Genomic DNA, 18,316 nt, shown 5'->3' with positions numbered 1-18,316 from the left:
AAAACTACCAGAAATTTAGCATTCTACCTTTAAAAAAACCGAAAGCGCGACAACGCTTCCGGTAGAAATTTGGACAAGCAGCTTGCTTCGAAACCCAGCTGCTATTTTTTAACCTCATTCATTACAAAGGTATGAAATTAACTACCCTTTACAACCCCGTGTGCGACATGCGGAGGGTAAAGATTAAATTTTTATTGGTCATGAAATTGACTACAATCTTACTATTGGTCGGTGCTTTACATTTGTCGGCAGCCACCTTCTCCCAAACAGTAACGCTCTCTCGAAGAAAAACCTCGCTTAAACAAGTTTTTAAGGAGATAAAAAAGCAAACGGGCTATTTTTTCTTTTACAAAGGTCAGTTGCTGCAGGATAAACCAGATGTTACCGTCGAGTTTGTTAAGGCATCGTTGACAGATGCGTTGAATGCTTCTTTAAAAGATCAAAACCTGAGCTATAGCATTGTGAACAAAACGATCGTAATCAGTAGACAGGAAAATGTAGCTCTTACACCAGAACGTGCAGCTGTAAAAGTTGAAGTTAAGGGTGTAGTGTTTGATAAAGCGACAGGTGAAACCATTCCAGGCGTTACCATTTCCGTTAAAAATGGTGCAAGTGTAGGCGTTACCAACGATAAAGGAGAATTTAAAGTCAATGTTGATGAAGGAAGTATTCTGGTGTTTAGTTATGTCGGCTACGACTTGTTAGAAGCGAAAGCTACAGGAGGAAAAACACTTGAGATTAAGCTTAACGCTAAATTAACCCAAATGAACGATGTGGTCGTAACGGGTTATCAAACGATTAAAAAAGATAACTATACCGGTAATGCGATAACCATATCTGGTGATCAGCTGAAAAGGGTAAATCCACAAAATCTGCTTCAAAGTATCGGAACATTCGATCCTTCATTTAAACTGATCGATAATAATCTGGCAGGCTCCAATCCCAACAGAATTCCTTCCATCAATGTTAGGGGCGCTTCTGCACTGCCAAGCGGTGATGGGCAGGTGTTAAGGAGGGACGACATTCTTGGAACCGCAAACATGCCTGTTTTCATGCTCGATGGATATGAAGTAAGTGTGCAGAAAGTATTCGATTTGGATGTGAATAGAATTGCATCGGTTACCTCATTGAAAGATGCAGCGGCAACAGCAATCTATGGTTCACGTGCCGCTAATGGTGTAATTGTGATTACCACTAAAACACCTCTTGAAGGGAAATTAAGGGTAGAATACAACTACGAATTGAATCTTACTGCTGCAGACCTAAGTGATTACCAGGTTTTAAATGCAGCTGAAAAACTAGATTATGAAGTCCTGGCAGGATTATACAATTCTGCGAAACAACAGGTGTCTCAGGATCAGCTCGATGAAATATATTACCACAAAAAAGCCAATGTGATTGGTGGCGTTAACAGTTATTGGCTATCGCAACCCCTGCGTAACACGATTGGACATAAACATGCGGTGAATCTGGATGGAGGTTCACAGGCATTTAGGTACAATGTAAACCTTCGCTACCAAACAAGACCCGGAGCCATGAAAGGGTCTGAAAGGAATCAATATTCAGGTGGCATGAGTTTTCAGTATAATCTGAACAAAATTCAATTCAGAAATGAGTTATCCATAACACAAGTGGGCGCTACCGAATCTCCCTATGGCGATTTTTCTAATTATGTACGGATGAATCCCTATTATCCATTGCAGGATGCCAATGGCATGATTATGCGGATTTCGGATGTATATGAAAAGCAAGACCGATCGAAAGAATATGTTTTTAATCCATTGTATGATGCCTCTTTAAGTAGTTTCAATAAATCCAAGTACACCGAAATTATTGATAACCTTTCTGCGGATGTAGAGGTGGCTAAAAACCTTAGGTTAAGGGCTCAAATGAGCATAACCACACGATCGAATTCTGATGATGTATTTACCTCTCCGCTGGCAAATAAATATTACCTGTACACAACAGATAAAATAGAGGAGAAGGGGGAATACATGAACAGGGAAATGAAGGAAACCTATTGGGATAGTAATATTAGGTTAACCTGGCTCAAGCAGATCGGCGACAATTATTTTAACGCATTGGTAGGGGTTAATGCCCGCACAGAGCTGCGCGATCAAAAAGAATTTACAGCTATCGGATTTGCAAATGATCGTTTTACGAGCATAGGCTTTGCCAAGGGGTATGCTGAAGATGGAAAACCTCAAAGCAGGCTCGAAAAAGCACGACTTTTTGGCTCTTTCTTTACCATGAACTACTCCTATAAAAATAGATACCTGATGGATGGAACTGTTCGTATTGATGGTTCTTCAAAATTTGGAGTGAACAACAAACTGGCTCCTTTTTGGTCATTCGGATTAGGATGGAATGTACACCAGGAAGAATTTCTTAAGGGCAATAATGTCATAAGCCAGTTGAGAATAAAGGCCTCCACCGGACTAACAGGTTCGGTAGAATTTGATCCTTATTTGTCAAAAACCATTTATAAGTATAATACCGGAAATTGGTATTCATCGGGTATTGGTGCCAACGTAAACAATTATGGAAATGAAAACCTGGGCTGGCAAAAAACGCGTATGACGGATATTGGTATCGATATCGGGTTGTTTAAAGATCGTATCATGATTACGCCGAGGATTTATAAGAAGTTTACTAAAGATATTTTGGCTGATATAACCTTACCGCCATCAACAGGATTTCTATCCTATAAAGAAAACCTTGGCGACATGGAAAACAAAGGTGCTGAATTGGGCTTAACCGTAGATGCTGTAAGAAGCAAAGACTGGTCGGTAAACCTGAATGCAAGCATGGTTTCCAACAGAAACAAAGTAGTGAGAATTTCAAATGCCTTAAAAAAATACAATGATCGGGCAGACGAACTGCAGTCGTTGAAACCAGGAGATGGCGGTTACAGAGGGATTCCCTTACTTCGGTTTAGCGAAGGACAACCATTTAATGCCATTTATGGTGTGCGTTCGCTGGGCATAGATCCTGAAAACGGACGTGAGCTCTACATCAAAAAAGATGGTACACTTACCTATGATTATGATAAGAGAGATTATGTGGTAATAGGCGATCCTAATCCGAAAGTGAGCGGCTACTTTGGTGGAACGGTTAACTACAAAAGATTTAGTCTTTATGTGCAGTTTCAAACTTTTTTTGGGGGCGACAAATATAACCTCACCCTGGTAGAGCGTGTTGAAAATGCTGATCCAAAATATAATGTTGATAAGCGTGTATTCGAAGAAAAATGGAAGCAATCTGGCGATCTCTCTTTTTATAAGAATATAGCAGATAATGGCGAGACCGATGTGAGCTCGAGATTTATACAACCTGATAATCTGATCAACCTTCAGTCACTCAACGTTTCTTATGATATGAATAAAAAATTCGCATCTAAATTATCAATGACGAGTCTGATGTTTCAGGTGACGGCCAATGATTTGGTGCGTTGGTCATCAGTAAAAGAAGAAAGGGGAATTAATTATCCATTTACCAGGAGTTTAACCTTTTCAATTAGAGCAGCTTTTTAAGCTATATTATTAACAGATTTAAAATATAAAAATATGAAGATTAGATTGTTAATCTGCCTCATCTTAATAACAGGTTTATTGAGTTCCTGCAAAAAATGGCTGGAAGTTGAGCCAGAATCAGAAATAGCTGCTCCGATTTTATTCAGTACCGAAAGTGGTTTTATGGAAGCCATAAACGGCGTGTATAACCGTAGCACAGAATCAGATCTCTACGGTAAAGAACTCACATTTGGTACAACAGAAGTGCTGGCCCAAAATTTTTCGATGCGTGAAGACGGACAGGATTACAGACAAACCTCATTGTACAATTATAAACATGGTGAGTTTATCAAACGCAAGGATAAAATATGGGCAGGCTTATACAATGCAATTGTAAACTGTAACCTGATTCTCGAAAATATAGATGCAAAAAAGAACATTTTTAGCGGGAGTAATTATGCCATTATCAAAGGAGAAGCCCTGGCATTAAGGGCGTATCTGCATTTCGACCTGCTGCGTCTTTTTGCGCCTTCTTATTTGAGAAACCCTTCGGCAAAAGGAATTCCCTATGCAAACAAATACACGAAAGAGATTACTCCGGTTTCTACCGTATCAGAAACCATGGATCTCATTATCAGGGATTTGGAAGAGTCGAAACAACTGTTGGTTGCCGATCCGATTCGGAGTGCCGGTTATATTGTAAACTATCCCTTGGTTACCGATTCGCTGAAAAATACCGAGGAGAAAAATCCAAGTCTTTTCCTGCAGAACAGAAGACATCGTTTGAATTATTATGCGGTATGTGGAACGCTTGCCCGGGTTTATCTTTATAAAAACGATAAGGTTAAAGCCTTACTGAATGCGAAAGAGGTAATCGACTCAAAAAAGTTTCCATGGACCGCTAAAAGCGATTTCGAGGCATTCGAAGATTCCAAGAAAGACCGTATCCTGTATAAGGAACTTGTTTTCGGATGGTATATCCCGGGTGCAGCAAAAGATATAAAAGACAATTGGTTTCAAAGTGGCACCAGAGGCTTTTACCTGATTGAAGACGCTGCAGATTATATTTATGAAAAGGCAACGGCCGGAGCAAGTGACTCCCGTTATAAATACTGGCTGTCGGCTACATCGAGTCAATCGTCAAGATCTTACGACATTGTTAAATACCGTAGAAACCCATTAAGTGCTGAAGTAAATGCGAATCTACATTACCTGATGGCTCCTGCAATCAGGCTCAGTGAAATGTATTACATTGCTTCGGAGTGTTCATATGCAGGCAATCCCACAGCTGCGGTCAATTATCTTAAACAGGTACGTGAAGCCAGACAAATAGGTGATCCCCTGGCCATCAATAATGAAGAGGATTTAATAAAAGAGTTGCTTAAGGATGCACGTAAAGAATGGTTAGCAGAAGGTCAGTTGTTCTATATGTATAAGCGGCTAAACAGAGGCATAGTAGGGCAAACCGGTGTCATCATTCCTGCTTCCGATAACATTTTTGTGCTCCCTCTTCCTAACGATGAGATTGTTTATGGTGGCAGATAATACCATTTGAAATTCTATTAATAGCAAATTATGAAAATATATATATTAATATTCGCAATCATCTGTCTGGTTTCTTGCAAGAAAGCAGAAGAAATGCGTTTTGATCACAGCGCAAATGTTTATTTCGACATTTATAATGGCGATAAAGACAGTATCGTGAGGACCTTTGCCTATAATCCTACACGCGCCCAGGATACGGTATGGCTTCCGGTTCGTTTATCGGGAATCAGAACAGATGCAGATCGTAAATTTAGTGCAAAGGTAGACGCCGATTCTTCTACGGCCACACCCGGAATTCATTACGAACCTTTAAAAGCCCAGTATTCAATTCTTCCGAACAGCGGAATAGGCTACATTCCCGTGGTGATTTATAACAAGGATAAGGAACTCGAAAACAGATCGGTTTCGATACTGATCAAATTAATGGGCACATCAGATCTGGGCATCGAAAACCCTTATCTGATCAGGGCAAAAGTAGTTTTTTCCTCCAAACTGGAAAAACCAAACTGGTGGGACACCTGGCCATTACCTCCTTATTCGAGGACCAAACACGAATTGTTTATTCTGGTAACCGGACAGACTTCCCTTACAACCGACGGATTGGATGCACCGAAAAACCTCTATTACATAGGTTTATTAACCACTATGCTAAACAATCCCTTTAACTGGGTTACTAAAAATCAAACAAAAGGTTATGTAATTGAAGAGGTAACCGCGGGTAATACCGATAGCTACTATTTCTACAATAAAAGTAATCCGGCCAAGAAAACGCTTTTGCGAAAAAATATGCAGAATGGTAAATATTATTTTATAGACGAAAATGGCAATGAGGTTATTTAAATATAGAAAAATGAACATTAAAAAATTAATCTTGCTAATAATGGGTGTGGTTTCTTTAGCCGCATGCCATAAAGACTTAGGCAATTATGATATTGATATGCCTGTTGAGCCTAAACTGGTTAATCTGGATTCTGTTTATACCGCGAGTGTAGGTGATAGTTTAATCATCAAACCAAAAATAGAAGGTGCCGATGCTGCGAATGTAGAACTTCAATGGAAAATCAGTGTAATGGAGGGTAACGATGTTCTTTACACCGGCCCGGCCTTAAGGATCATATTTGGTTTGCAGGCTAAAAGATATGCTGCCCGTCTTACCGTTTTCAACAAAGCGAACGGAATGAAATATTTCCATAATTTTTATGTAGACGGCGGAACCGAATTTGCCAGTGGTACAACGGTATTAAGTGTTGAAGATGGAATTACACAGTTTTCATTTGTAAAACCAGATGGTAGCGTACAGGCCCGTTTATACAGGGCCATGCAGGGGAAAGATTTACCTGCGAACCCCACGAATTTATTTCTGCTGAGGAATACATTTACGGGTGGCACCTTATTGGGTTATTGGATTATCACCAAAAATGGCGGAATCAGGCTGGAACCAAATACCATGCAGGAAGATCCAAAATATCCAAATACACTTAAAAATAACTTCTTTACGACGCCAGACAATCTTGAAGTGGGTTCACTGATCTCACATCCTCAGGGCGTGATGATGGGGATTGTGAATGGTAAATTTTACGGTGGAACAACGAGCACCTGGGATCAGGCAGCTACTTATGGAATGTTTGGTTTACCTGCTGATGGTGATTATGAACTGGCACCGTCTTTTGTGATGAGTTTTACGCAATCGGCAACTTATTTTATTGGCTTCGACAAAAACAGAAGGCAATTTGTCCGGATTAATCTTTATGGAGCGCCTGTTTATTTTGGCACCCAATACGCAGTAACCACAACAAGTGCTTTCGACCCTGTAAATGTAGGTATGGATCTTGTTCATTTGGAGCAACTCAATAATGCAGATTGTTTTGCCTATTGTAAAGGAGCAGATGGAAAGATTTATGAATTAAAGTTCAACGTGCAGTTTAACGGGCCATTTACCTTTACACCTCAACACAAACGTCTTTTTATACGCCAGGAATTAATTAATGAAAATACAAAATGGAGTGGTGCTAAAAACGGCGTAATTTATATTGCCAACGGCAATAAGGTTTACCGGTACAACCCTGTAAATGAAGAATTAAGAGAATTGGCCACGAGCTTTAATGGAAAAACAATTTCGATGCTAAAACTTTCCGATGATGAAGAAACGCTAATGGTCGGAACAGAAGAAACCGTTTCATTTCTCAATATCAGTACCGGAATGAATGGCGTATTCATTAAAAAGATCGAAGGAATACCAGGATCTCCGGTTGATATCGCCATCAGAAAATAATCCTGTTCCATGTTTAGGATGTCAAAAATCTTAAGCATGGAACTCATTTAACCCATAAAGAAACATACAAATGAAAATCATAAAATTAGCAGTATTGGCTTTGCTGTTCCCGGTTTTAACCTGGGCACAAACCTCAAATTTTAGTTTAACAGGTAAAATAGGTACGCTAGGTGCACCGGCAATGGCTTATATCGATTATATGGACAATGGCGTAAGTCATGAAGATTCTGTAGCCCTTGTTAACGGAACTTTTAAATTTTCCGGACATATTTCTGGCAATGCTTATGCCCGAATGGCACTCGATCATACCGGCGGAGGTAAAGGTAGGGCGGTGTATACCGGAGATGTGATTTACTTTTATTTTGGTAAAGAGCAGGTTAGCATCACTTCAAAAGATTCTTTAGAAAATGCTGTTTTTAGCGGCTCGAAAGTTTATCAGGAATATGATGCTTATAACAAAGCCATCGGTGGTACCATTATGGCCCTTACCAAAGCGGTTAATATTGATTTTAACAGTGGTACAGCCGAGCAGAAAAAAGATACGGCTTACATGAAAGCTGTAGATCTGCGGTACAGAAAAAATATCCAGAACAGAACAGACAAACAATTCCAATTTGCCAAAGAACACCCTGCATCTTATTTCGCTTTGGTGGCGCTCTCAGAAGCTGCCGGAAGTAAGGTAGATGTAGCCAAAGTTCAGCCACTTTTTAACGCTTTGAACAAAGCATACCGCGAAACAGATATGGGAAAAGAACTGGCCCAGCGTATTGCGGCAAGTGGCATTACTGCTGTCGGAAATGTTGCTCCGCTTTTTACGCAGAATAATGTAGTCGGTAAACCGGTCTCGCTGGCCAGTTTAAAGGGTAAGGTGGTGCTGGTTGAGTTTTGGGCAAGCTGGTGTGGCCCATGCAGGGCAGAAAATCCCAACCTGGTAAAACAATACCAGACCTACAAAGATAAGGGCTTCGAAATTATATCGGTTTCATTGGATAATGTAAAAGAACGCTGGTTAGAAGCGATTGAAAAAGACGGTTTAGACTGGATTCATGTATCTGATTTAAAAGGCTGGAACAATGAAGTGGGGCGTTTGTATGGCGTACGTGCGGTACCCGCAAGTTTTCTGGTTGATGCACAGGGCAAAATTATCGGCAATGGCTTACGTGGCGAACCTTTGAATAAGAAACTGGCTGAAATATTCAATTAACCACTGATAAAAAATAGATTCATGAAAAAGATGCTAACGGCCTGCCTGATGCTGGTTTCGCTGCTCACCTTTGGGCGTGCGAAATACCAGGAGAAGATTGCCTTAAAGGTTTTATATGTTGGGTATAATCCTGATAAACCCATGCCGAAAAATGTAGTGTATTATTCCACTACACCAAACATCCTCGAAAAAATATACAAAACCAGAATGGCGGATTTTAAAGCCTTTCTGGAACAACGTTTTACTGAAGTTAAGGTGGTTGATGTGGCTGATTATCAGGTTGAAATGTCTGATGAGGTGGATGTAACCCTCATGGACGCCGGCCCGGTTAACATACCCGCAAACTTTAGCCGGCCGATGGTTTTAATGCATGCCATGGCACCCAACGTTGGTTTGCCTTTAGGCCTGAAATTCGATTGGTATTGTCAGTGTCTGGATGATGAGGCTCTGAATATCAAAACCAGTCACCCGATTTTTAATACCCCAAATGCCGTAAAACTAACCCTGATAAAAAAACCGACACCAGGTTCTTTTTTTAACGGCCATCAAGCAGCAACAACACCAAAGCAGATGGATATGTGGCAGGTAGTAAAGCAGGGTTTTTCTTCTAAAGAGCCTTATTTAATCGGCATGGTTTCGCATGGTGAGGGATTTAACGATTCGCCTGATGCTGAATCGATTTCAGGTGGCGTTTGTCTTAAAAATGCCGAAGCAGTGGCCTTAGGTCGTCAGGGAAATTACCTGATGTGGGGTTTTGCAGGATCTCCGGATTATATGACGGATGAAGCCAAAGATGTTTTTGTAAATGCCATTTGTTACATCAAAAAGTTCGATCACCTTTCGACGATTGTTAAAAAAGTACAGATCGAAACCCGTAGCGGTATAGATGAACTGATTTACCGCTTAAGCAAAGAGCTTTATAATCAGGCTATTGCTTCGCGGCGCGAAGGTAATCTTCGCATGCTGAAAATGCAGCAGGAATTAAAAGATAAAAAAGCAAGGGGCGAAGATATTGGCCATGGCAACGAAATGTTTTTGAAAATGCCGGTAACCAACGATACCCAATCTTTTGAAGATTATGTGAAAGGTTATGCCGGTGATAGTTTATTTGCCATTTATGGTACCAACATCAGTTTATATCACAAGTATTACCGTCAAAATTATGAGTATTTCTATCCTTCTGGTGTGTATACGCTCCAATTAGACCGCGATGCACAAAAATTAGGTATTTCGAACCGTAAAGTAGCCCTTTTAGATAAATGCATCAGTTTATTGGAAGCCAATAAAGAGGTCGCCATGGCGCAACGATTGCTCGAACGTTACACCACTGAAAAGTTTAATAAAGCGGCTGATTGGAGAAACTGGCTTAACCAAAACCGAAATCATTTATTTTACACCGAATCCGGTGGTTTTAAATTCATGGTGAATACCTATGGAAAAAATGTTCCTGTTGGTCAGCAGCAAAGTTATCAATTGCCAAAAGCCATTGTAAGCGGAGAACCTACCACGGCCGATCCGGTAGCTGTTTCTGCACGATTTATTCCAGGTAATGGTGATAAAAAAGACAGCCTGCTTATCGAGGCTAAAATTTTAAAAGGCTGGCATATTTATGCTTATGTTGCTAAAGATAATCCATTTGTGGTTACCGAAACCCGACTCGAACTTCCTGAAGGTGCAGTTGCTGATCAGGAATGGAAAACAACAGCAGCAGTACCATATCCGGGTAACGATGGCATGTTTATTTTTGAAGGAAAGGCAAACTTTCGGATAATGGTCGATTATAGTAAGGCAAAAGCCGGCACTAAAATTAAATGCGGTCTGTACTATCAGGTCTGTGATGAAACCAAATGTTATCCACCAAAAGAAAAGATATTGGAGATACTTATCTAGTCTACCTATGCGCTCAGCATGGCCGGTAAAATGGCCTTGCTGTTTTTTAAACCCCTTAATTTAAAATATGAAACCTTTTTTCAGGCTTTGTCTTTTGGCTTTGCTTTGTGTAACCTGTACTTCACTGTGGGCACAATCTGCTAACAGAGCCGATTCGCTTCATAACAAGCTTTTGGCAGAAATGATAACCGTGCCTGCACCCAATTTTACCTTAAAAGACCTCGACGGAAATGTGGTATCCCTAAAGAATCTAAAAGGGAAAGTAATTGTACTCGATTTCTGGTCTACCTGGTGCGTGCCCTGCAAAAAATCTTTTCCGGCTATGCAGCTGGCCGTTAATGCCTATAAAAATGATCCTGCTGTAAAGTTTTTATTTATCCACACCTGGGAAACCACTAAAACACCACTTGAAGACGTAAAAAAGTACATCGCACAATCGGGTTTTAATTTTCAGGTGCTGATGGATCTGAAAGATGGCGCCGGGCATAATGCTGCGGTTGAAGATTATGGCGTTAGTGCCATTCCTGCCAAATTTATTATCGATCAAGCAGGGAATATTGTATTTAAACTCACCGGGTTCACCGGAACCGATGCCGATGCACTCCAGGAAATTTCTGAACGGATTACGCTGGCAAAAAATCATAAATCATCATGAATAACTATATTAAGGGAATTGCGATAACGGTAGGATTGCTACTCAGCCTTAATGCTGTGGCCCAGAAAAAACAGCTTGTCAAATTCCAGAAAACCATTGCCGAAGCGGTTAAAAAAGCGTACCCAGCGAGTGTACGGATGTGGGGTTTCGATGTGCAACAGAACCAAAGAACCAGTGCTCAGTTTAGCGGGGTAGTGGTGAGTGCCGATGGCTACATCTTAACTGCAGCACACACCATTTTACCAGGTAAAAATTATAAGGTTTTTTTTCCTGACGGGCGCGAATGTATTGCCCTGGCTTTAGGTAAAATAGAGAATAAAGATACCCCCGGCATTCCCGATGTGGGCCTGATGAAAATCACCGATAAAGGCACCTGGCCATTTGCCGAGATGGGTTATTCAGCAAGTTTGCTTAAAAATGAACCTTGTATCAGTATTTCTTATCCCGAAAGCCTAAACCAGACCCTGCCAACTTTAAGATTGGGAACTGTCGCCGAAGTGAAAAATGAATACGGTTTTATCCGCTCCACCTGCAAAATGGAACCGGGCGATTCTGGAGGTCCGCTGTTTGATTATTATGGCCGTGTTATTGGCTTGCATAGTGCCATTGATGTTTCTGAAGAAATGAACTTCGAAATTCCTGTTGACCTTTACCGCCGGTATTGGACAGCTTTGAACAGCGAAACACTTTATACGGCTTTTCCCGAAAAGGTGGATGAAGTTAAAACAGATCCGCTTTTAAGAGTCCTTCAAAAAGAAAGCAAACAAAAAGCATTACATCCTGATTTTGATATACCAGGCTTTAAAAACAGTTGCTTTTTCATTAAAAGTAGCCTAAAAGGTAAAAATCAAGAGATAATTGCCACCTTATTGAATGTTAAAATGCCGGACGGCACTAAAAAACAGTTTCTGCTGAGTAAGCATACCATGGTAGGCGAAAATGCCCGACTGGATAACAATGGATCAGCTGTTCCACTCCAATTAATGGCCAGAGATCAGGAAAACGATCTTGTTTTATTTCAGGTTGATCAGAAACTTACCGGCGGAATCGATTTGGATCTTAATTCATCTGACTCCCTTAAAATAGAAATGGGAAGGTTTTTATATACTGTTGAACCGGGTGGCAAAGTGATGCACAGTGTTTTAGGCAGTTCACTATTTAATTTACCCAAAATTAACAGCCAGCCTTATTTGGGCGCAATGGTGGTGTACAATTCCAGCCCTGTTCAGTTTTCTTTAATTAAAGCGGGTAGTCCGGCAGAAAAAGCAGGGCTAAAAGTTGGCGATGAGCTGATCAGCATGAATGGGAAGCCTATGAAAAAGGCAAGTGAATTTGCCCCTGAACTGCTAAAATATTGGGCAGATGATGAGGTGACGTTTGAATGGACAAATCCTGTCGGGAAAATGAAGAAAACTTTTAAACTGGACGGACGGGGGCAATCGGTTTCTAACCATCCAGCTGAGAAATTTGAAGGCGGTAAATCAGCGAGGAGGGATGGTTTTAATGCTGTTTTTACGCACGATGCAGCCATTAAACCCAATGCCTGCGGTTCTCCTGTTTTCGATTGGCAAGGTAATTTTTATGGGATCAATATCGCCAGGTTTAGCCGGACGACTACGGTGGTGGTTCCAAAGAAAAGCATTATCAGTTTTGTTTTAAAGACTGTTCAGTAGATTGGTTTTCGCCACGGAAACACAGCAATCACGGAAATTCTGTTTGTCGGTGTCTCACCGACCGATAAGGACTGCCTAAACCTGCTTTACAAAAACGATACATAATGCATTATTATTTGGAGCGGCTTGCTTGTGCTACTATTAAAGTTTTTTCCCGTGCTTCGCTGTATCCCTCCGCTGCGCTTCGGGGATGACGCTACGCCCAGGGCTAGTTACGCTGGTCATTGCAAAAAATCAGGGCAAAAATCTTTCTTCAGGGCATATTTGTGTTAAATGAACAGGCCTTTGTTCAATAAACCTTATTGAAGCGGCTATCCTTTTTGTGCAAGACTAATTGTTTATGTAATTCATTCACAAAAAGATAGAAGCGGAAAGAAGGGCTGCCCAAACCGAAAAGCACTGCTCCTGCTTTACAAAAAAGATGCATGATGCATTATTATTTATTTGGAGCAACTTGCCTGCGCTACTATTAAAGTTTTTTATGCTAATGGTCGGTGTCTTACCGACCAACGCGTTATTTCGGTTGGTGAGACACCAACCGATAAGAAATGCTTATTTCTTCAGCAAGGTATCAATCTCTGTATTAAATTCTTTCACAAATTCATCATAAAATTTACCGGTTGCCGGACCATTAAAACCAGTATGGATTTGTGCTACATTGCCTTGTTTATCAATAATTATCGTGGTTGGGAACGATAAAAAAGAATCGAGTGCAGGCAACGATTCAGATACCACCTGTTTATCGGCAGTGCCTGCAATAACCTGGTCGTAATCAATGCCAAAACGTTCGCGGAAACGCGTCATCACCTTTTTTGCATATTCAGGTTCTGTTGAGCGTTCGTAATGCAAAGCTATAATTTCGACACCGCGTTTCTTATTTTCTTTATACCAGGGCGCAATAAAAGTAGCTTCATCAACACAATTAGGGCACCAGCTTCCGGTGATGGTTAAAATCACCACCTTGTTTTTGTATTTCTCATCCTTTAACGAAATCTTTTTACCGTTTACATCAGGAAAGCTAAAATCAAGTGTTTTGTATCCTTTTTTCAGATAAGTAAGTTTGTAAGGATCGGGTAGGGCTGCATCTTTGTTTTTGGTTCCGGTAAAAGGCTGACTTCCCCTTGCACCTAAAATTTCGCCTGTTAACGAACCATCTGCCTGGAAAGTTCCTTTGTAATAGGCAGGAGAGGAGCCAATGAAGCTCGAAAGTTGAAATTCATTTCCTTCTACAACACCTTCCAGGTAACGCGAATCGCCGGTCACCCGTAAAAAAGTACCTGTTAGTTTGTTTCCCGTCTGTTTAAATAAACCTACTGTTTTTTCCGCTTTGCCATTGGGAGATTTAAAAACCACATCATAACTGCCGGAATAATCTGCTGTTGCAGGTTTAGCTGTCGTTTTGAAACGGTAATTTTTTCGCTCGGCAACAATCACCAAAGCTTTACCTGTATTATCCTGTTTCCTTAATGTACCGGTTAACTGGTCGCCGTCTATGGCAAAGGCGAGTTCGTTATCAAACTGGTCCAGTTTAACGAAAAGTGAATCGGATGTTTGTTTAATCAGACCACCCTCAAAACGCTCTTCGGCATTACGAAAATATAATTTCTGCTGTCCGCTTTTTTCACTGATCTCGAAGTTGAAAGGGATTTCTAATCCTTCCTTTACTTTAGCTATCCCGCGCCAGCTACCAAGGGCAACAAAAGTTTTTTGTTTTTTCTCCTGAAGTTTTTTCGCCTGGTTATTTGCTAATGTAGTATGTTCCTGTGCATAGGTAAAGGTGGTTGATATGGCCAATAGGGCTGTTAATAGGGATTTGAGTTTCATTGGGATGTGTTTAATCGACTAAATTAGTCGACAAATATAGGGATGTAATTGCCAAAGAAAAAATATTTGAATAAAAATCTATAAAAACTATAGGATAAATGGAATTAATTATACCTTTGCCCCAGTTATTTTAAAATACTTATCAAGAAAGGCGGAGGGAATGGCCCTGTGAAGCCTTAGCAACCATCTAATTTTTAGAAATGGTGCTAATTCCATCCCGGATGAATCTGGGGTAGTTAAGTCAGTTGTTTGCGTTATCCTTATAAGAATTATATGGAGCACTTCTGATTTAAGGGGTGCTTTTTTTTTGCCCTGAATGCGTTCTTGAGATTAAATTATGCATTAAATAAAATCATTCAAATGAAAAAGACAGACGAGCTGAAATCCATTGATGTAAACCCTAACGCAGGCTTCCGAATGCGTGGAGTCTGTTAAAATTGCTCCGTTTTAACAGGCTTTTTTAGACTAACCAATCCTTATTTGCTTTAAAAACAAACACGTTTTAGTCGTGGTGAAATGGTTTTGCCCAAAATTATTATCCCTTTTAACTAATTATTAACTACACAATATGTTTAAAAATTTAAAATCAATAGCGTTTATCTTGCTGCTCCTCATCGCGCAAAAGCTTTCCGCTCAGGATGCGAAGGTTACCGGAACGGTAAAGTCGGCAGATGGTGAAACACTCCCTGGTGTTTCCGTTTTAATAAAAGAAACTAAACAAGCCACGATTTCTGATGCAAAGGGCGCTTTCTCTATCAATGCACCAGATAAAGGTACCCTGTTGTTTTCTTACATCGGTTTTAAGAGCCAGGAAATACAGATCAATAAAAATGCCGGCCCGATTTCAGTCATTCTCCAGTCGAGCGATAATGCGCTGGATGAAGTAGTGGTTACGGCCCTGGGTATTTCAAGACAGAAGAAATCGCTCGGTTATGCGGTTCAGGAATTGAAAGGACAGGATTTGGCTGAAGCTAAAGAATCCAACCTGGTAAATGCACTCGCCGGAAAAATAGCCGGTGTAAGGGTAACCAATAGCCAGGGGAGTATGGGTTCATCACGGGTAGTCATCAGAGGTGAAACCTCTATTGCCGGAAATAACCAGCCTTTATTTGTGGTTGACGGAATTCCGGTAGACAATTCTCAGTTAAATTCGGCTGGGGCAAGAGATTATGCAAATACCATTTCGGATATCAATCCCGAAGATATAGAATCAATAAGTGTGTTAAAAGGACCAAATGCCGCGGCACTATATGGTTCGAGGGCTGCAGCAGGGGTTATCCTCATTAAAACCAAAACCGGTAAATCGAAAAAAGGATTGGGAATTGAGGTCAATTCAAATGCCGTTTTAGAAACGTTACTCACCCTTCCCGTTTATCAAAATGCCTTTGGTCAGGGTTCAGAAGGTCAGTTCAGTTATGTAGATGGTGCAGGTAAAGGCCTTAATGATGGAGTAGACGAAAGCTGGGGACCAAAATTGGATGGCAGATTAATTCCACAATTTTATTCGAAAGGAGTGGCGGTTCCATTTGTAGCACACCCTGATAATGTGCGCGACTTCTTTCAAACCGGATATTCATTAAACAATGGCGTATCGGTTGCAGATGCAGGTGAAAAGTACGACTATCGGATATCATACAACAACTTAAAACAGGTGGGTATTGTGCCTAACTCCGGACAGGGCAAAAATTCATTTGTGCTGAATACTACCTTAAAAATAACCCCTAAATTAAGTTTAACAGCGAACGCAAACTACAGCAGACTTAACTCTGATAACTTACCTGGAACGGGTGGTTCAAGATCAACCAGTACCATGTTGCAGTTTACCTGGTTTGGTCGTCAGGTTGATATTAACCAATTGAAAAATTATTTGGATGAAAATGGAAAAACGTTTAACTGGAACAACAGCTATTACAGCAATCCATATTGGGTAGCTTACGAGAATACCGTATCGCAAAACCGTAACCGTATTATTGGAAGTGTTGCACTGAATTATAAAATTATTGACGGACTTGATTTCAATTTCAGAACCGGAACAGATTATTACAATGATAGGCGTAAAGTGAGGATTGCTTATGGTACGAACGGCACGCCTTTTGGCTCGTACACGGAAAGTGCTTTCACCGTGAATGAGAACAATACCGATGCGACCTTAAATTTTAACAAACAGTTAAATGACGATTTTAGTCTCGAATTGCTGGGAGGAGGTAACATTCGCAGGCAATATATTGAACAGAATGATCAAAGTGCACCAAAACTGGCCATTGCAGGACTTTATACCCTTAAAAACTCCCGCGATCCATTGGTTTCATCAAATAATCTTTCAAAGCTAAAATCTTATAGTGTTTATGCATCAGGGCAGATTGGCTTCAGAAATTACCTTTTTGCCAACATCACGGCCCGTAACGATTGGTCTTCAACCTTGCCGGCACAGAACAGGTCTTATTTTTATCCGTCATTTAACGGAAGTTTTGTTGCAACCGAGGCTTTTGATATTAAAAGCGAAGCCCTTAACTACTTAAAAATACGTGGAGGCTGGTCTAAAGTAGGTAAAGATGCAGATCCGTACCGTTTAATTAATACTTATGTGTTTAGTGCGCCATTTACGGCAAATCCTCAGCTGACTACTGGTAGTATCGACCTTAATCCTAATCTTAAGCCAGAAACCACGACCTCAACAGAACTTGGTGTTGAAGCTGTTTTCTTTAATAAGCGATTGAGATTCGATTTAAGCGCATACAATACCAATAGTTACAACCAGATTTTGGCGGTAGATGTAAGTCAAAGTACCGGATTTAGTTCAAAACTGCTTAACGCGGGAAAAATTAACAACAAAGGCATAGAAGCACAGTTGGGAATTACACCGGTTAAGAAGGCTTTTACATGGGACATTGATGTAAACTTTGCTGCAAACAGAAGTAAGGTAATTGAATTGGATGCAGAAAAATTATTGACCAATTATGTTGTTGCTACCAACTCAGCGCAGGTTATTGCTACGGTAGGGCAACCTTACGGATCGTTATTTGGTACCGCATTTTTGAGAGATGGAAATGGAAACATCATTGTAAACGCTACAGGTGCGCCAACAATAAACCCAACCAAACAAGTATTAGGAAAATATACACCAGATTGGATTGGTGGCGTGTACAATACATTCAGCTATAAAGGAATAAGTTTAGGGGTATTGGTTGATGCAAGTTTTGGTGGTTCTATTTACAATGGTACTTATGCAACCGGTACTTATACAGGTGTATTGGCCTCTACATTACCAGGAAGAGCGGCAGAATATGGCGGAATCTCGTATTATTATCCGGGTAACAAAAAAGAGAATGGAACGGTGAGGGTAAACGGAACAGCTCCGGCAGGCGTAACAGTTTACGACGACGGGATTGTTTTTGATGGCGTAACAGCCGATGGCAAACGCAATGAAAAAGTATTACCTGCTCAACAATATTATAAATCGTTCAGAAATATAGATGAAGCCAATATTTTCGATGCTTCCTATGTAAAACTCCGCGAGGTTAAATTAAGTTATAACCTGCCGGCAAAATGGCTCCGCCCGTTAAGTTTACAAGGCGTTTCGGTATCACTTGTGGGTCGTAACCTTTGGATTATCCACCGCAATACAGTAGATATTGATCCGGAGGTAGCTTTTAATACTGGTAATGGTCAGGGTTTAGAAAGTCTTTCTAATCCAAGCACACGCAGTTACGGTATCAACCTGAATGTTAAATTTTAAATCTT

At 40.6% G+C, this 18,316-nt stretch carries 10 protein-coding genes and 1 riboswitch; of the genes, 9 read left to right on the top strand and 1 reads right to left on the bottom strand.

Translation table 11 applies throughout. The annotated features are described in order from the left end of the window. Positions 1–200 precede the first annotated feature (200 nt). The 8 genes from AC04QZ_RS04665 (at position 201) to AC04QZ_RS04630 (ending at position 12,751) form a co-directional block, all read left to right on the top strand. Positions 201–3,533, top strand: a complete 3,333-nt coding sequence (locus AC04QZ_RS04665; protein WP_478356774.1) for a SusC/RagA family TonB-linked outer membrane protein — start codon at positions 201–203, stop codon at positions 3,531–3,533. A gap of 33 nt (positions 3,534–3,566) precedes the next feature. Beyond that, positions 3,567–5,057, top strand: coding sequence for a RagB/SusD family nutrient uptake outer membrane protein (locus AC04QZ_RS04660; protein WP_478356773.1), 1,491 nt, complete (start codon positions 3,567–3,569; stop codon positions 5,055–5,057). Between the two features lie 30 nt (positions 5,058–5,087). Then, entirely contained in the window at positions 5,088–5,897 is an 810-nt protein-coding gene (locus AC04QZ_RS04655; RefSeq protein WP_478356772.1) for a DUF4843 domain-containing protein, read from the top strand. Between the two features lie 10 nt (positions 5,898–5,907). Further along, positions 5,908–7,329: a PKD-like family lipoprotein gene (locus tag AC04QZ_RS04650; RefSeq protein ID WP_478356771.1), complete on the top strand. Its 1,422-nt coding sequence runs from the start codon at positions 5,908–5,910 to the stop codon at positions 7,327–7,329. Positions 7,330–7,399: 70 nt separating this feature from the next. After that, positions 7,400–8,533, top strand: a complete 1,134-nt coding sequence (locus AC04QZ_RS04645) for a redoxin domain-containing protein (RefSeq protein WP_478356770.1) — start codon at positions 7,400–7,402, stop codon at positions 8,531–8,533. Positions 8,534–8,554: 21 nt separating this feature from the next. After that, complete coding sequence (locus tag AC04QZ_RS04640; RefSeq protein ID WP_478356769.1) at positions 8,555–10,423, top strand: protein-disulfide reductase DsbD domain-containing protein; 1,869 nt, start codon at positions 8,555–8,557, stop codon at positions 10,421–10,423. Between the two features lie 67 nt (positions 10,424–10,490). Beyond that, positions 10,491–11,078, top strand: a complete 588-nt coding sequence (locus AC04QZ_RS04635) for a TlpA family protein disulfide reductase (RefSeq protein ID WP_478356768.1) — start codon at positions 10,491–10,493, stop codon at positions 11,076–11,078. Then, complete coding sequence (locus AC04QZ_RS04630; RefSeq protein ID WP_478356767.1) at positions 11,075–12,751, top strand: trypsin-like peptidase domain-containing protein; 1,677 nt, start codon at positions 11,075–11,077, stop codon at positions 12,749–12,751. The genes AC04QZ_RS04635 and AC04QZ_RS04630 overlap by 4 nt, the downstream gene beginning before the upstream one ends. A gap of 552 nt (positions 12,752–13,303) precedes the next feature. On the opposite strand, the gene AC04QZ_RS04625 is transcribed toward AC04QZ_RS04630, so the two are convergent. Next, on the bottom strand, positions 13,304–14,575 hold the full coding sequence (locus AC04QZ_RS04625; RefSeq protein ID WP_478356766.1) for a peroxiredoxin family protein: 1,272 nt from the start codon (positions 14,573–14,575) through the stop codon (positions 13,304–13,306). Positions 14,576–14,711: 136 nt separating this feature from the next. After that, positions 14,712–14,818, top strand: a riboswitch (SAM riboswitch). A 325-nt stretch (positions 14,819–15,143) separates the two neighbouring features. Here AC04QZ_RS04625 and AC04QZ_RS04620 point away from each other — a divergent pair. Beyond that, positions 15,144–18,311: a SusC/RagA family TonB-linked outer membrane protein gene (locus AC04QZ_RS04620; RefSeq protein ID WP_478356765.1), complete on the top strand. Its 3,168-nt coding sequence runs from the start codon at positions 15,144–15,146 to the stop codon at positions 18,309–18,311. Positions 18,312–18,316: the final 5 nt, after the last annotated feature.

Source organism: Pedobacter folensis (assembly GCF_056490665.1).
This window is presented reverse-complemented; position numbering and strand designations above follow the sequence as displayed.

Excerpts from the sequence above, each read along its gene's own strand:
- AC04QZ_RS04665 (WP_478356774.1), top strand. The coding sequence starts at position 201 with ATGAAATTGACTACAATCTTACTATTGGTCGGTGCTTTACATTTGTCG.
- AC04QZ_RS04660 (WP_478356773.1), top strand. The coding sequence starts at position 3,567 with ATGAAGATTAGATTGTTAATCTGCCTCATCTTAATAACAGGTTTATTG.
- AC04QZ_RS04655 (WP_478356772.1), top strand. The coding sequence starts at position 5,088 with ATGAAAATATATATATTAATATTCGCAATCATCTGTCTGGTTTCTTGC.
- AC04QZ_RS04650 (WP_478356771.1), top strand. The coding sequence starts at position 5,908 with ATGAACATTAAAAAATTAATCTTGCTAATAATGGGTGTGGTTTCTTTA.
- AC04QZ_RS04645 (WP_478356770.1), top strand. The coding sequence starts at position 7,400 with ATGAAAATCATAAAATTAGCAGTATTGGCTTTGCTGTTCCCGGTTTTA.
- AC04QZ_RS04640 (WP_478356769.1), top strand. The coding sequence starts at position 8,555 with ATGAAAAAGATGCTAACGGCCTGCCTGATGCTGGTTTCGCTGCTCACC.
- AC04QZ_RS04635 (WP_478356768.1), top strand. The coding sequence starts at position 10,491 with ATGAAACCTTTTTTCAGGCTTTGTCTTTTGGCTTTGCTTTGTGTAACC.
- AC04QZ_RS04630 (WP_478356767.1), top strand. The coding sequence starts at position 11,075 with ATGAATAACTATATTAAGGGAATTGCGATAACGGTAGGATTGCTACTC.
- AC04QZ_RS04625 (WP_478356766.1), bottom strand. The coding sequence starts at position 14,575 with ATGAAACTCAAATCCCTATTAACAGCCCTATTGGCCATATCAACCACC.
- AC04QZ_RS04620 (WP_478356765.1), top strand. The coding sequence starts at position 15,144 with ATGTTTAAAAATTTAAAATCAATAGCGTTTATCTTGCTGCTCCTCATC.